Origin of the sequence: Steroidobacter agaridevorans, assembly GCF_009932555.1 — a bacterium.
GTDB lineage: Bacteria > Pseudomonadota > Gammaproteobacteria > Steroidobacterales > Steroidobacteraceae > Steroidobacter > Steroidobacter agaridevorans.
Map to the genome: position 1 here is coordinate 66,938 of NZ_BLJO01000004.1, position 14,114 is coordinate 81,051.

The window sequence follows — 14,114 nt, forward strand, 5'->3', positions numbered from 1 at the left end:
CATGAACTCACAAAAACTTTATCTCAGTGCTTCTCTGCTGGCGGCCCTGCAGCTCGCAAGTCACATCGCTGCGGCGGCGGAACCTGCGCAACGCGCGGTGCAGGCGACCAACTATTCGCTCGGCTTGATCGCGAGCGACAGCGACACCAAGGACAGTACTTCGAACGGCACCTTCGGTCTCGGCGGCAGCGCCAACATGCCGATCGGCAATCTGTTCGGCGCATCCCTGGCAGGCAGCTACTCGCGGACCACCGCGCGCACCAGCGACGTGTTGTTCGACGTCGCTTCCCAGACGTCCTCGCGTCAGACCTGTCGATTCAACAATTCCGATGCGTCGTTGAGCGTGTTTGCCCGCAAGCCGACGCTCGGCCGGATCTCGGCGTCGTACGGCAAGGGCAATGTGAAGTCCGATTGCGGCGACGAGTCGGTGTTCGTTTCCACCGGCGACGACACCATGGGCATCGACTACTACAAGGTCGGCGCCGAAGCCTATCTGTGGGACTTCACGTTCGGCGCGGTGCATACCTCCACCGAGCCGGAAGATGGCGAGAAGCTCGAGTCGGATATTTTCAGCGCCAGCTGGTATCCGCTCGACAGCCTCAAGGTCACGCTGTCCGGCGGCGATCTGTACGACCAGGACACCTATGGCATCGAGATCGAGCATCAGCCCGAGTTCATGGGCAACTCGCTCGGCGTCGCGCTGGGCTACTCGGTGATCGATCGCGATCAGGAGATCGGCACCATCAATTTCAGCGTGGTGTTCCACTTCGGCACCAAGGTCGAGCTGAAGACGCGCGATCGGCAGTACCGGTAAGTTATGAGCGAACAATGGCTGTTCGAGCAGGACTCGATCGACTGGCAGGAGCTGTCGACCCTGTATCGGATCGCGCCATTGGGGGATAAGAGCGCCGAGCATCTGCGGCTGGTGTTCGGCAACAGCCGCTTCAAATGTTTCGTGCTCGAGAATGGCAGGCTGATCGGCGCCGGCCGCGCGCTGGCCGATGGCCGCGATTGTTCCTACTTGTGCGACATCGTCGTTCATCCGCAGTATCAGGGCCGCGGGCTCGGCAAGGCGCTGGTCGCCAAGCTGACCGAGCTGTCGGCCGGCCATCGCAAGATCATTCTGTACGCGAATCCTGGCAAGGAAGGGTTCTACCGCAAGCTCGGCTTCCGCCGGATGCTGACCGCGATGGCGAAGTTCGACGACCAGCAGCGCGCGATCGATACGGGGTTGGTTGCCGACGAGTGATCTTTGATCTGGCAGGCCGTGCGTTACTCGGGGAGTTGTCGCTATGGTCACGCGTCGTTCCTTCATGCGGCAGTTGGGAGTGGCGGGCGCCGCCGGCGTCTACTTCGGCGAGACGCTGATCGCCGGCCCCGCGCAGGCCGACGTGCGGGTGAAGCCTCCGGCCAAGGCGCCCTCCAAAGTCTGGCTGGACGCCAACGAGAATTCCGCCGGTCCGCCGGCCTCGGCCATCGAGGCCATGGTGCAGAACGCACCTCACGCCTGGCGCTATCACTTCGATGAATTCGGCGAGTTCGCGCGCCTGATCGCCGCGAGCGAACAGATTTCGCCGGCCCAGGTGCTGTTCGGCGTCGGCTCGAGCGAGGTCATCGCCTCGGCGATCGGCGCATTCACCAGCGAGTCGAAGCCCATGATCACCGCTTCGCCCACCTACGACATCATCGTGCAGCTGGCTCGCGCGATGGGCAAAGCGGTCGTCGAGATTCCATTGACGGCGCCGCAGTGGTCCTACCCGGTGAAGCTCCTGGCGGAGGAGGCGAAGAAGGCGGGCGGCGGGATGATCTATCTGTGCAACCCCAACAACCCGACCGGCTCGATCACGTCAGTGGAGGACGTGCGCTGGCTGGTGGGCAACCTGCCGCCGGACACGGTGCTGTTGGTCGACGAGGCTTATCTGGAATTCGCCGATCCCGCCAAGGTCGAGAGCGCGATCAAGTACGTGCGCGAGGACAAGAGCGTCGTCGTCACGCGCACCTTCTCCAAGATCTACGGGATGGCGGGGGTGCGCGCCGGCTTCGGTTGCGCGCGTCCGGATCTGATCTCGGCCATGAATCCCTTCATGGACAACGTGATTCCTTATCTCGGCGTGCGTGCGGCCATGGCGGCCTTGCAGGAAAAATCCACGCTGGTGCCGGAACGCCGCAAGAACAATGCACGGATTCGCACCGAGCTGTGCCAATGGCTGGAGCAGAACAAAGTGCGTTACATCCCGTCGCAAGCCAACTTCGTCATGATCGACGTGAAGCGCGACGTGCGCGAGTTCAGCAGCGCGATGTTTCGCGAGGGCGTGGCGGTGGGCCGTCCGTTTCCGCCGCTCAACACCATGCTTCGCGTGACCATCGGCAGTGCTGCCGACATGCAGCGCTTCCGCCAGGCGTTCTTGAAGGTGTATTCGGCTTGAGCTGCAGGCTCAGGCGTTCACGACTTTATCGACGGGCGTGAGCTCCACTGACGCCGGCGTCGCGACGCTGGATGCTTGTTGCCCCAGGCGCGGGATGGGCTCTTCGCCGTGAAATCGTTGAGCGGTGATCTCCAGCCAGCGCTCGATGTGCCGGCAGAACCGCTCGATGGCGCGGGTGCGATGGAAGACCAGCCCCGTGCCTTCGTACATCTGCTCCTGCGCCGGCGAGACGTGATACCACCATTGCAGACGATCCAGCCGTTCGCCATCCATGTACGGCAACGTGATCGAGAACCGACGGCCGTTGCGAGTCGGCTCGGTTTCAGCGAACGCAAAGTAATCCTCGAGCGCGCGCGGTAGTTCGATTTGCGGCATCCGGGCTAGGCGTACGGGGGGAGACGTTTCCGATCATAGCGAGTGTCGCGATTTGCATCCACCTCGACATGCGATCGCAATCATGCATTGCCCGCGTATGACACCAGCCACTAAGCTCACGCGCTGCATCGTTTCCGTGCATAGGGAGAGACAAGGTGCCCCAGCAAATCATCCGTAGCCTGGCGTGCGTGCTCGCATTGAGCCTCGGCTGGCCGGCGGGCGCGTCGCAATTGGTCAAGACGCTGCCGAGCGAGACGCCGGAGAAGTTCACGCCCAGCCTCGAAGGCTTCGACTACACCAAGCGGGAAGTCATGATCCCGATGCGCGATGGCGTGAAGCTCAAGACCTTCATCCTGATTCCCAAGCGCGTCACCAAGGACGCCAAGGCGCCCATCATCATGACGCGCACGCCGTATAACGCGGGCGGGCGGGTCACGCGCTTCAACAGTCCGCGACTGCTCGCAGCCGTGCCGCAGATGAATGACACGACTGTCGAAGCGGGTTACATCGTCGTCTACCAGGACGTGCGCGGAAAATTCGGCTCCGAAGGCGATTATGTGATGACGCGTCCGCTGCGCGGACCGGTGAATCCCACCAGAGTCGATCACGCCACCGACACCTTCGACACCATCGACTGGCTGGTGAAGAACGTCCCCGAGAGCAACGGCCGCGTCGGCGCGATGGGCGGTTCGTACGAGGGCTACACCACGTTGATGGCGACGGTAAATCCGCATCCGGCGTTGAAGGTCGTGGTGCCGTTCGCGCCCATGATCGACGGTTGGATGGGTGATGACTGGTTCCACAACGGTGCGTTCCGTCAGGGCGCGGCGCTCGAATTCATCTACGGCCAGCAGTCCACGCGCAGCGGTGCGTTCAAATTCTGGTGGGGCGAGTACGACATCTACGACACCTTCCTGCGCGCCGGTTCGGCCGGTGCGCTCGCGAAATCGCGCGGGTTGGACCAGCTCGGATACTGGCGTGCGATCTCCGAACATCCGAGCTACGACGCATGGTGGCAGGAGCAGGCGGTCGACAGGCTGCTGGCGCAGCTGCCGATCAAAGTGCCGATGATGATCGTCGGCGGCCTGTTCGATCAGGAAGACATTTACGGCAGTCCGGCGCTCTACAAGGCGCTCGCGCCGAAAGATCCGACCGGCCAGCTCGTGCATCTCGTGATGGGCCCGTGGAATCACGGCCAGGGCCGTCGCGAAGGCCGCGCGCTCGGTGCGCTCGAATTCAACGGCGACACCGCCGGCTGGTTTCGCAGCAAGGTGATGCAGCCGTTCCTCGATCATTATCTGAAAGACGCACCGAAGCCGTCGACGCCGCGGGTGCTGGTGTACGAGACGGGCGCCGACGAATGGCGTCAGTACGATCACTGGCCGCGCTCTTGCGCCGTTGCATGCGTGGAGAAGTCGCGCTCGATGTATCTACTGTCGGGTGGACGCCTGGGATTCGAAGCGCCGGCCGGCGGCTACGACGAGTATGTTTCCGATCCGGCCAAGCCTGTGCCGTATCGGCCGCGACCGAACCTGCCGATGAGCGCGCCGGACTCGGGCTGGGGCGAATGGTTGGTCGACGATCAGCGGCATGCGGGCACGCGCACCGACGTGCTCGTGTATCAAACCGAGCCGTTGACCGAGCCGATGCGTGTCGCCGGTCAGCCGATCGCGCGTTTGTTTGCTTCCACCAGCGGCACCGATTCGGACTGGGTCGTCAAGATCATCGACGTGTGGCCCGATGAAGTGCCTTCCAAGCCGAGCATGGGTGGCTATCAGCAAATGTTGTCGGCCGATATTTTCCGCGGCCGCTATCGCGCGAGTGCTTCGAACCCACAACCGCTGACGGCGAACGAAGCGCTGCACTACGAGATTCCGCTGCCCCAGGTGAATCACACATTCCAGCCCGGTCATCGCATCATGGTGCAGATCCAGTCGAGCTGGTTCCCGCTGTACGACCGCAATCCGCAGACCTTCGTGCCGAACATCATGTTCGCGAAGCCGGAGAACTACGTGAAAGCGACGCAGCGCATCTGGCGGGCGCCGGGCAAGTCGAGTCAGATCGATTTGCCCGTGCTGAGGGCGCGTTGAGACGTTACGCGAGCTCCTTTATATATTTCTCATCTTGAGCGGCCGCGCGTTTGAACGCCGGCCGCTCGGTGCAGCGTGCCAGGTAATCCTGGAACGCCTTGCGAGGCTCGAGAGCCTTCGCCATCAAACCCCAGCCGATTTCGGAGCCGACGTAGACATCGGCGGCGCTGAAGCGATCGCCGAGAATGAACCGTCCCGCGGAAACGGCTTTCTCCAGTGCATTCAGCGTGTCGGCGTAGCTGCCATAGCCCAGCGCGCCCGGGCGGTCCACCGGCGGCCGCTTGAACATGTGATCGACGATCGCCGGCTCGACGCAGCCGGCGCCGAAAAACAGCCAACGATAGTAAGTGCCGCGCTCGGGTGAATTTGTCGGCGGCGCGAGGTTCGCGGCAGGAAATGCGTCGGCGAGATAGGCGCAGATCGCGCCGGCCTCGGTTACTACGGTGTCGCCGTGTTTGATGGCCGGAATTTTGCCCATCGGATTCACGGCCAGATATTCCGGCGTCTTGTGCTCGCCCCGATCGAATCGCAGCAGTTGCGTTTTGTACGGAACGCCCACTTCCTCGAGCATCCAATGCGCGATGCGGCCGCGGCTCTGCGGGTTGTGAAAGAAAGTAATGTCGGCCATGGCTGCCCCCTTGTGACGTTGGTCTCGCTGCTCGCGCAGTTTAACGTGCCTGTTGACGACGGAGTTTCGTTGACTCACTTTCCACGGCTGACAACAACAGGAGAGTCGCATGCCCCGCTACGCCGATGGATTCGTCATCGTTGTCCCGAAGAAAAATCTGAAGGCCTACGAGGCCATGTCGAAGAAGGCCGGCAAGATCTGGAAAGAATACGGCGCGCTGGAATATTGCGAGTGTGTCGGCGACGACCTGAAAGTGAAATTCGGTACGCCGTTCCCGAAGCTCTGCAAGCCAAAGGCGAACGAGGTCGTCGTGTTCTCCTGGATCCTCTACAAGTCGCGCGCCCATCGCGACAAGGTCAATGCGAAGGTGATGAAAGACCCTCGCCTGAACATGGACTCCGAGAAGATGCCATTCGATATGAAGCGCATGAGCTACGGCGGCTTCACGGTGTTGGTCGACGTTTGATTTGGCGGCTACCGGTCGAAGCCGGAGCGGCGGTGTGCAAGATTTCGGGCAGCTATCGGCCCGATCCTGCAAGTGGCGGGATTCAGGCGATAGACGGACGAATCATACAAACCGGGTTCCGGCTGGCTCCGCGGCTGCCGCCGATGAGACGGACATGCCGCGGAGTCGAACCTTTGGAGCGCATGGCCAGCGCTCCCATTACTGCAGCTGAGTCACAGTCACGCTGTAACCGACGTGTTCCATCGACTGGACACCGAAGGCGCCGAACGTGAGCGACACGGTGACGATGGCGGCCGACAGCAGCATGCAAACGGCGCGCTGGGTGGTCTGAGTGGTTTTAGTGACGGCGTACATGAGAGTTCTCCTGGTTGGTTTGTTTCTAAACCCGCGTTATTGCGGTGTTCGTAGCTTCTGACGCGAGCTCTTCCCAAAGGGTTGCAACGGCAGATGCGAAAAATGCGACCTGCCGGCGAACCACAACTGGTTACCGGTGAAAGCGGTGAAACAGGGGAGAAGCGATGCGCCTCGCGCCCTTATTCGGACGCGAGGGGAGCGAGTACCAGTACAGTTGAGAACGGATCCGGGCCTTACACCGCGGATTCAGTAAAGGCCTTACTTATTATTGCTATTTGCCGGCGCGAGCCATCTGCGTGCCGACGCCGCCCTCGATCCACTTGCGGACGCGACGGGCGTCGGCGACCCGGGTGAGCTTGCCGAACGAGTTGAGCAACACGATCACCGTGGGACGATCCTGAATGTTGGTCCGCATGACCAGGCACTGACCCGCGTCCTGGGTGAAGCCGGTCTTCTGGATGGAAATGTCCCAGTCGTCCTTGGCAGTGAGCGAGTTGGTATTGCGGAATTGGAGCAATTGACGCCCCACCTTCACGGTCAGCTTTTCGCTGGTCGAGTACTCCTGGATCAACGGCTCATGGGATGCCGCGACGACCAGCTTGACCAGGTCCGAGGCGGTCGCGACGTTGTTGCTCGACAGGCCGGTGGGATCCGCGAAGCGGGAGCTCTTCATCCCGAGCTTGCGCGCCTTGGCATTCATGGCCTTCAAGCAGGCGGGGAGGCCGCCGGTGTAAGCGCGGCACACCGCCTGGGCGGCGCGGTTCTCGGATGACATCAAGGCCAGATGAAGCAGCTCGCCGCGGGTGAGCTTGGTGCCCACCGCCAGGCGGGAGGCGTTGCCCTTGGTCTTGTCCCGGTCGACCTGCAGAATGGTCACCGTTTCGTCCAGCGGCTGCTCGCCTTCGAGCACCACCAGGGCGGTCATCAGCTTGGTGATCGATGCAATCGGCATCACCTTCTGCGCCTGCTTGGAATACAGCACCGTCTCGTCACCCTCGTCCATGATCAGCACGGACGCGGATTTGATCTGCAGCTTGCCGGAGGGGACCGGCTGGGACCAGGAGAGCGGGGCGAACAGAAGGGTGGTAGCGGCGAACAGCCAGGGGCGGAAAGTGCTTCGCATCGCTCTAGATCGTGCCTTTAGTTCATGTTGATTCGATAAGCACAAAGGTAACCCATTTGCAGCGCTTGCGAATGTGAGTTTTTCCCTGCTTAAGCCGGTGGTCGCGCGCGGCAAACGGCAACAGGACCGGTACAATCGCGCCCCCCATGTCTACATCCACCCCCGAGCAGGAACTCGGGCCCGCGGCCGACGCCTCCGCCGCGGAGCCCAACCTTTCTTTCTGGCAGGTCGTGCGCCTGTCGTTGAAAGGCCAGCACCTCGATTACACGGCGGTGCCGTTGAATCGTGCCGTGCTGCTGCTGGCCGTGCCCATGGTCCTGGAAATGATCATGGAGTCGCTGTTTGCCGTCGTCGACGTTTTCTGGGTATCGCGGCTCGGCTCGGATGCCATCGCCGTCGTGGGTCTCACCGAGTCGATCATGACGCTGATCTATGCAGTCGCGATCGGCATATCCATTGCCGCCACCGCGATCGTCTCCAGGCGCATCGGCGAGAAAGATCCGGAGCGCGCTGCGCAGGCCGCGGGCCAGATCGTCCTGCTCGGCGTCACGGTCTCGGCGGCCATCGGCCTGGTGCTGAGCTATTTCGCGTCCGACATTCTCCGCCTCATGGGCGCCAGCGACAGCGTCGTGGCGTTGGGCACCGACTTTGCCCGCGTCATGCTCGGCTGCAATGTGACCGTGTTCATGATCTTCCTGATCAACGCCATCTTCCGCGGCGCCGGCGATGCGGTGCTGGCCATGCGCACGCTGTGGCTGGCGAATGCTCTGAATATTGTGCTCGGTCCTTTTTTCATTTTCGGTTGGGGACCGTTTCCCGAGCTGGGTGTCACGGGCGCGGCGGTGGCGACCAACATCGGCCGCGGCGTCGGCGTGCTCTATCAGTTGTGGCACCTGGCGGGGTTCCACAGCCGCGTGCAGGTCCGTATGCGGCATTTGAAGCCGGTGTGGCTCGACCTGCGGGCCATCATGAACACCGCGAGCACGGGCATCGCGCAGTTGTTGATCGGCACCACCAGCTGGGTCGGTCTGTTCAAGATCCTCGCGGCCTTCGGTAGTGCGGCACTGGCGGGCTATACGATCGCCATGCGCATCGTGATGTTCGCGCTCATGCCGGCCTGGGGCCTGGCGAATGCCGGAGCGACGCTGGTGGGCCAGAACCTCGGCGCTGGCAAACCGGATCGCGCCGAGCAGGCGATCTGGATCGCGACCCGCTTCAATGTGATTTTTCTGGGCGTCGTCGGCCTGCTGTTCGTGCTCGGATCCGGCCCGCTGGTTCGGTTGTTTACCGACGATCCGCCGGTGCTCGAGCATGGCATCCGCGCCCTGTGGATCGTCAGCCTGGCGTTCCCATTGTATGCAGCCGGCATGTGCCTGGAGGCCGCGTTCAATGGCGCCGGCGACACCTGGACGCCGACGCGCCTGAATTTCTTTTGTTTCTGGCTTGGACAGATTCCACTGGCGTGGCTGCTGGCGGATTTCTTCGCCATGGGGCCGCTCGGTGTATTCATTGCGGTGCCCATCGCCTTCTCGGTGCTGGCGCTGTGGAGCCTGGTGCTGTTCAGGCGGGGACGCTGGAAACAGCAGCAGGTGTGATGGGGACTCCGGTCGCAGAAAGAATTTCGCGCCCGCTGTAACCTTTTGCGATTTCGCCCCGTCCAATCAGGAACCGCGCCGCTGGCCCGCCAGGCTTAGGGGTGCAACTTAGGGCGAGGATCGGGGTTCTAAGCCTGACTTCGTGCCTCCCAAGGAATCCCGGGGACCCCGGTCGTGGAACCAGCAATGAACAGCAGTGCCAATCAGTCGTCGATGCGCTACGAAGCCGGGGCGGCCGTTACCCCGTTCCCGACGCGTCCGGCGGAATCTCGCCAGATCCATGAAGCGGCGCCTGCTGTGACGGAGGGTGCGGCGGATGAACATCAGGGCGGCGGCTCGTTCACCCGGATCGATCCGATGAAGGCGTTGATCGCGGTTGCGGTGATCGCTGCTCTCGGGCTCGGCACATGGGCTCTGACGCGCAATCCGTCGACGCCGGCAGTGGCGGCTCCGGCAGCCGCTGCGGCTCCGGTCGAGCTTGCGGCGGTGGATATTTCGACTGTCGAATCGCGGGTCATCTCTCGCGCCCTGCCGTTGTCCGGCAGCATCGCGCCGTTCGTGCAAGCCACGCTGAAATCCAAGGTCGGCGGTGAAGTCGAGCAGTTGAAGCTGCGCGAAGGCCAGGACGTTCGCGAAGGCGATGTGATTGCACGCGTCGACACTCGCAACCTGCAGGCTCAATACGATCGCGAAGCGGCGGCGGTGGAGAAGGCGCGCGCCGATCTCGATCTCGCGCGCCTCAATCGCGACAAGAATCGTCAGCTGCTCGAACAGAAGTTCATTTCGCAAAACACCTTCGAGCAGACCGAGAGCGCTTACGCCGGCAGCGTCGCGAGCTTCAAGCTCGCCGAAGCGCAAGCCCGCGTCGCGCAGATCAATCTCGAGGATGCCGTGATTCGCGCGCCGTTCTCCGGAACGATCGCGAAGCGCCTGGTGCAGCCGGGCGAGAAGGTGTCGCCCGATTCGGAGATCGTCACGCTGGTCGATCTGAAGCAGATGGTGCTGGAAGCGGCCGTGCCCTCCGCCGAAATTCCGTCGGTGCGCGTCGGTCAGAAAGTGCGCTTCCGCGTCGGCGGTTTCGGCGACCGTACGTTCGAAGGCGAAGTGCAGCGGATCAATCCGGTGACGGCCGACAACTCGCGCGCCATCATGATCTACATCGCCGTGCCGAATTCGGACAGCGCGCTCAAGGGCGGCATGTTCGCGCAAGGCTCGCTGATGTTGAACTCGATGCAGCCGGTGCTCGCGGTATCGCAGCGTGCGGTGCGCGATGAGGCTGGTGTTTCATATGTTTACGTCCTGCGCGACGAGAAGATCGTGCGCACGCCCGTGAAGGTGGGGCCGCGCAGCGAAGGCGAAGCGTTCGTCGAAGTTCGCGACGGCCTGAGCGCCGGCGACCGGGTCATCGTCGCCGACATCGGCGATGACAAGGCCGGCGCCGTGGCCCGCGTGCGCAAGACCGAAACGACCGCTGCTGCCAAGACTGAAATCGCCAGTAACTAAGCGGGTTGGTCGGCGCACATGTGGATCACCAAGACCAGCATCAATCAGCCCGTGTTCGCGACCATGGTCATGCTGGCCCTGGTCGTGCTCGGCGGCTACTCGTACCGTCTGCTGCCGGTCGAGCAGATGCCCGAGATCAACGTCCCCCAGGCGTATGTCACGGTCGCCTATCCCGGCGCGTCGCCCGAGGCGATCGAGAACGACGTCATCAAGCCGCTCGAGAGCGTCATCAACAGCGTCGAGGGCGTCAAGAACATCTACGGCACGGCGCGCGAAGGCAATGCCTTCCTGATGATCGACTTCCGCATGGAAGTCGACAGCGTCGCGGCAACTCAGGAAGTGCGCGACAAGGTGGCGCAGATCCGCTCGTCGCTACCACGCGAGGTGCGCGAGCCCACCATTTCGCGGGCCACCAATGACAGCTCCACCGAGCCTGTCGTCAGCCTGGTCGTCTATTCCAAGACTCGCAGCCTGCGTGAGGTGTCCACGATCGCGGATCAGCAGATCGTCAAGCGGCTGCAGAACTCGTATGGCGTCGGCAACGTTTCCATCGGCGGCGCCATCGAGCGCCAGGTGCAGATTTTCCTGCGTCCCGAGCAGTTGCAGAGCTTCCGCGTCGGCGTCGATCAGGTGATCGAAGCGGTGCGCGCCGCGAATCAGGACCTGCCGGCCGGCATGATTTCCCGGGGCCCGACGGAACAGCTGGTTCGCGTCGAAGGCAAGATGAAGAACCCGCGCGACTTCGAGCGCATCATCGTCGCGAACCAGGGTGGCGCGCCGGTGTACCTGCACCAGGTTGCCGACATCGTCGACGGCGAAGCCGAAGAGCAGTCGATCTCGCGCATGAACGGCCTGCGCTCCGTGTCGTTGGACGTCTATAAGGTCCAGGCGGCCAACATGGTCGAAGTCGGCAAAGGCGTCGACGAAGCGGTTGCCGACCTCACCTCGCGCCTGCCGCCGGACATCGTCATTCGCACGCTGTGGTCCGACGCCAAGTTCATCGAAGGCTCGCTGGACCGCGTCAAGGAAACCATCATCGAGGGCGCGCTGCTCACGATCCTGATCGTGTTCCTGTTCCTGCACTCGTGGCGCTCCACGGTGATCACCGGCCTGACGCTGCCGATTTCCGTGATCGCGAGTTTCACGGCGCTGCATGCGTTCGGCTTCACGCTCAACTTCATGACCTTGATGGCGCTGTCGCTGTGCATCGGTCTGCTGATCGACGACGCCATCGTGGTGCGCGAAAACATCGTCCGTCACGCCGATATGGGCAAGAGCCATCGCGCGGCCGCGCTCGAAGGCACCAGCGAAATCGGCCTGGCCGTCATGGCGACGACTTTCGCCATCCTCGCCGTGTTCATTCCGGTCGCGTTCATGAGCGGCGTCATCGGCAAGTTCTTCCTGCCGTTCGGCATTACCGTCGCGGTGGCGGTGATGGTGTCGTTGTTCGTGAGCTTCACGCTCGATCCCATGCTGTCCTCGGTGTGGCCGGATCCGAGCCAAGGCCGTTTCCGCCGCGTGCCCTGGCTGGGCAAGGTGATGGAGCGTGTCGAATCGGTCATCGAATACGCGCATCGGGTCTATGACAGGTTGCTGCGCTGGGCGTTGAGCGGCCGACGTTACGGTATTACGCGCCGCGTGAGCCTCAGCCCGCGCTCGTTGCTGTTGTTGATCGCTGCGTTCTCGTTCTTCGGCAGCTTCTTGCTGGTGCCGAAGGTCGGCACCGAGTTCGTGCCGCAGCAGGACGAGGGCATCATGTTCATGCGCATGAACACGCCCATCGGCTCGAGCCTCGAATACACCGACGCGAAGATTCGCGACGCCGAGGACGCCATTCGCGAGATCGACGGCGTCGACAGCATCCTCACGACAGTCGGCACCGACGAAGGCCGCAACTATGCGCGCGTGCGCATTTTGCTGAAGGACAAGACGCTGTTCGATCGTCCGCCGCAGAAGCAGATCGAAGAGCAGATCCGCAATCGACTCTCGAACATGGCCGGCTTGAGCCTGACGGTGCAGGGTCAGAACCAGCCCGTGGTGATCTCGATCCTCGGTCCCGAGAATGAGAAGTTGACCGAGCTGTCGCAAGAGCTGATGAAGCGGCTGTCGACGATTCCCGGCATCGCCGACCTGGAGAGCAGCGAGCGCGGCGCCAATCCGACCGTTGCCGTGCGCATCAAGAATGAGCTGGCCAGCGATCTCGGCCTGACGACCGCGAGCATCGGCAATGCGCTGCGTCCGTTGATCGCGGGCGATCAGATCAGCACCTGGCTGGGACCGGACGGCCAGGACTACGACGTGATCGTGCAGTTGCCCAAGCAGCGCCGCGAAATCGTTTCGGACCTGGGCGATCTGTATGTGAGCAGCACGCGCACCGACGCGAACGGCAATCCGATGCTGGTGCCGATCCGTCAGATCGCGGACTTCGTCGAGACGACCAGTCCGCAGCAGATCAAGCGGCTCAACCTGCAACGGCGCATCACGATCTACGGTAACGCGCAGGGCCGGCCGTCGGGCGACGTGGGCACCGATGCTGAAAAGATCGTCAAGGCCATGCAGCTGCCGCCGGGCTACCGCTTCGACGTGAGCGGCGCTCAGCAGGAAATGAATGAGACTTCCGCTGCAGCGGCTGCCGCGCTCGGCCTCGCGGTCATCTTCATCTACCTGGTGCTGGCATCGCAGTTCGGCAGCTTCCTGCAACCGGTGGCGATCATGGCGTCGCTGCCGCTGTCGCTGATCGGCGTGCTGCTGGCGCTGCTGTTCACGGGCACGACGCTCAACATCTTTTCCATCATCGGCTTCATCATGTTGATGGGCCTGGTGACCAAGAACGCGATTCTGCTGGTGGACTTCACCAATCAGGCCATTCGCAACGGCGTGCCGCTGCGCGAAGCCATCTTCGAAGCAGGCCAGGTGCGTTTGCGTCCGATCTTGATGACGACGCTGGCGATGATCTTCGGCATGTTGCCCATGGCCATCGGCGTCGGCGCCGGTGGCGAGCTGCTCGCGCCGATGGGCCGTGCCGTCATCGGTGGCGTGATCACGTCCACGCTGTTGACACTGCTGATCGTGCCGGTGCTCTACACCTACATTTACGGCTTCACCGAGCGCGTCAAAGCGTACTGGCGTCGCAGCCATGCGCACGAAGCCAGCGAGCACGCCGTCGAGCCGAAGCAGCCGGCGCTCGTTGATTCCACCGATCCGAGCGGAACGCCTAGACCGACCTGACACCGTAAAGGTTGAGCTGCGCAAAATGGTGTGTCATTTTACGACGCACCTTTTGCCGCGGAGTCGCGCGTGTCCTCTGATGCCGCTCAATCGCTTGCCGAGCGTTCCGCTTCGGCGATGTACGCCAACGATCGCGCTTCGCAGGGCTTGGGCATCCGTGTCGTCGAAGTCCGGCCGGGCTATGCGAAGGCCACGATGCGGGTGCGCGAGGACATGCTGAATGGCCACGCCGCCTGCCATGGTGGCCTGATTTTCTCCTTGGCGGACAGTGCGTTCGCGTTCTCCTGCAATTCGCATGGCGGCACCGTTGTCGCAGCTGCCGCATC

At 62.8% G+C, this 14,114-nt stretch carries 13 protein-coding genes; 9 read left to right on the forward strand and 4 right to left on the reverse strand.

Annotated elements, in window-relative coordinates:
- The first annotated feature begins 1 nt into the window (after position 1).
- Genes GYH35_RS14960 through GYH35_RS14970 form a run of 3 tightly spaced genes read left to right on the forward strand, consistent with a single transcriptional unit; the run spans position 2 to position 2,426 of the window.
- Complete coding sequence (locus tag GYH35_RS14960) at positions 2–814, forward strand: hypothetical protein (RefSeq protein ID WP_161810719.1); 813 nt, start codon at positions 2–4, stop codon at positions 812–814.
- Positions 815–817: 3 nt separating this feature from the next.
- On the forward strand, positions 818–1,249 hold the full coding sequence (locus tag GYH35_RS14965; RefSeq protein WP_161828884.1) for a GNAT family N-acetyltransferase: 432 nt from the start codon (positions 818–820) through the stop codon (positions 1,247–1,249).
- A 43-nt stretch (positions 1,250–1,292) separates the two neighbouring features.
- A complete protein-coding gene (locus tag GYH35_RS14970; protein WP_161829138.1) occupies positions 1,293–2,426 on the forward strand; it encodes an aminotransferase class I/II-fold pyridoxal phosphate-dependent enzyme in 1,134 nt (377 codons plus the stop codon).
- Between the two features lie 9 nt (positions 2,427–2,435).
- Here GYH35_RS14970 and GYH35_RS14975 read toward each other — a convergent pair whose 3' ends face one another.
- Entirely contained in the window at positions 2,436–2,801 is a 366-nt protein-coding gene (locus GYH35_RS14975) for a hypothetical protein (RefSeq protein WP_161828885.1), read from the reverse strand.
- Between the two features lie 170 nt (positions 2,802–2,971).
- Between GYH35_RS14975 and GYH35_RS14980 the strand changes: the two genes are divergently transcribed.
- Positions 2,972–4,891, forward strand: a complete 1,920-nt coding sequence (locus GYH35_RS14980) for a CocE/NonD family hydrolase (RefSeq protein ID WP_161829139.1) — start codon at positions 2,972–2,974, stop codon at positions 4,889–4,891.
- A 4-nt stretch (positions 4,892–4,895) separates the two neighbouring features.
- Here the strand turns inward: GYH35_RS14980 and GYH35_RS14985 are convergent, their stop codons facing one another.
- On the reverse strand, positions 4,896–5,519 hold the full coding sequence (locus GYH35_RS14985) for a glutathione S-transferase family protein (protein WP_161810722.1): 624 nt from the start codon (positions 5,517–5,519) through the stop codon (positions 4,896–4,898).
- A gap of 109 nt (positions 5,520–5,628) precedes the next feature.
- On the opposite strand from GYH35_RS14985, the gene GYH35_RS14990 reads away from it, so the two are divergent.
- Positions 5,629–5,985: a DUF1428 domain-containing protein gene (locus GYH35_RS14990; protein ID WP_161810723.1), complete on the forward strand. Its 357-nt coding sequence runs from the start codon at positions 5,629–5,631 to the stop codon at positions 5,983–5,985.
- A 198-nt stretch (positions 5,986–6,183) separates the two neighbouring features.
- On the opposite strand, the gene GYH35_RS14995 is transcribed toward GYH35_RS14990, so the two are convergent.
- Together GYH35_RS14995 and pbpG are read right to left on the reverse strand one after the other, a co-directional pair.
- Positions 6,184–6,339: a hypothetical protein gene (locus GYH35_RS14995; RefSeq protein WP_161810724.1), complete on the reverse strand. Its 156-nt coding sequence runs from the start codon at positions 6,337–6,339 to the stop codon at positions 6,184–6,186.
- A 271-nt stretch (positions 6,340–6,610) separates the two neighbouring features.
- Complete coding sequence (gene pbpG, locus GYH35_RS15000; protein ID WP_161810725.1) at positions 6,611–7,462, reverse strand: D-alanyl-D-alanine endopeptidase; 852 nt, start codon at positions 7,460–7,462, stop codon at positions 6,611–6,613.
- A gap of 146 nt (positions 7,463–7,608) precedes the next feature.
- Between pbpG and GYH35_RS15005 the strand changes: the two genes are divergently transcribed.
- The 4 genes from GYH35_RS15005 to GYH35_RS34925 form a co-directional block, all read left to right on the forward strand.
- Positions 7,609–9,057 carry an MATE family efflux transporter gene (locus GYH35_RS15005; protein ID WP_161810726.1) on the forward strand — a complete coding sequence of 483 codons (1,449 nt, stop codon included), beginning with the start codon at positions 7,609–7,611 and terminating at the stop codon, positions 9,055–9,057.
- A gap of 186 nt (positions 9,058–9,243) precedes the next feature.
- Positions 9,244–10,560, forward strand: a complete 1,317-nt coding sequence (locus GYH35_RS15010) for an efflux RND transporter periplasmic adaptor subunit (RefSeq protein ID WP_161828886.1) — start codon at positions 9,244–9,246, stop codon at positions 10,558–10,560.
- 18 nt (positions 10,561–10,578) lie between these two features.
- Entirely contained in the window at positions 10,579–13,788 is a 3,210-nt protein-coding gene (locus tag GYH35_RS15015) for an efflux RND transporter permease subunit (RefSeq protein ID WP_161828887.1), read from the forward strand.
- A 69-nt stretch (positions 13,789–13,857) separates the two neighbouring features.
- A partial coding sequence (locus GYH35_RS34925) for a hotdog fold thioesterase (RefSeq protein ID WP_235936787.1) occupies positions 13,858–14,114 on the forward strand: 257 nt, incomplete at its 3' end.